The sequence below is a fragment of the Pseudomonas sp. B424 genome, assembly GCF_055408345.1.
Genome location: NZ_JBUZTL010000067.1, coordinates 1 through 1,277, shown reverse-complemented (window position 1 = coordinate 1,277; position 1,277 = coordinate 1). Strand labels below are relative to the sequence as shown.

General features: G+C 52.5%; 1 pseudogene. It reads left to right on the top strand.

From position 1 onward, the window contains the following. A pseudogene (locus ACZRMS_RS26240) lies at positions 1 to 1,277 on the top strand (hypothetical protein); the annotation flags it as partial.

The window sequence follows — 1,277 nt, the reverse complement described above, 5'->3', positions numbered from 1 at the left end:
GGGGGATTTTGAAGGTCAGGCGCTGCGCCACGATGCCAATCTGAGCAGTTGGGCCACCAGGATGCCGGCGAACTATGCGCGGGATGCGCTGGGGATGTCACCGCAATTGTTAAAGATCTGCACGGAGCCCCAAAATACCCACGCACCGGATGTAATGAAATATTTTGGTTTAACGAGTTTGAACCAAGTGGAATACGGCTCAAATTTTAAAGCGGCGCTCCAACTGCCACTGGACACTATCCTGACCGTACTGGGGGCTGGGCCGTTCTATGATGTTCTTGCGTACGATGTAGTGCTAAGAACTAACCCCCAACAGACATTCTCGCTGATATATAACGATCCCGATGGTGCTTTATCGTTTAATATCACATTGACCAATGTTTCAATCCGTAGCTCTGAAAATAATATTCCTGTGCTATCGTTTACCCCGGTGTTTAATTCTGGGGTGGAACAAAATACTAGCTTCAACTTGCGTATAGGTGATGCTAGCTCGGCAGTTCAAGTAAACCTCCCTGCCCAGCTCAGTGAGGTCAAATTTGTCCGCCACGAACGTTCTTTAGGCATGACCCAGGAGGACTACCTTTTAAATCCGGTACCTGTTCGTGTAGTAGCCATTGCCAGCCTTGATCCCAATAAAAAGGTAGAGAGCAGTCCTGTTGATATCCTGATTGACTTCAAAGAGTTCATTGTCTCGCCCCAGACTTACGGCGCCCGATATATCAACGGCTGGGTAGACGGCACTACGAACCCGCCGAAGCCCATGTATTGGTATATCGGAGCGGGGCTCGGGCAACCGGCTTCGAAGCCACCCAACTCGCCATCGACCAGTGGGCTGTATAACCGTAACGGTCGCGGATTCGAGCGTCTGAACCGCCTTGTTCGCCTGCAGCGCCATGTGAAAGTACTGTCATTTGAAGAGCTGGACTGGCTCATCAGCCAAGCCAGCGACATTATTAGTGCTCATCCACTCACGCAGTCCTTGCAAGCGCTGGCAGTCTATTTGCCGCTGCGCCAGCGCTATGGCATGACAGTCGACAGTTTTGCCGCCTGCCTCGGCTCACTCAACACCTTCCATGGCGCAGGCAAGCTCTCGTTCTACACCACCTTGTTTGGTGATGTGAACCTGATCGGCCAGGCCAATGTCGACTTCCAGCAAGCCACCCAGAACCAATCTTCCTTGAACGCACGGGCTCGACTGTGCCAAGGGCTGAAGATCGACGATGCCACCTTGATCGTACTGGCCCAGTTTCTGCCCGCCATTGGCGCCAACAAGGTGT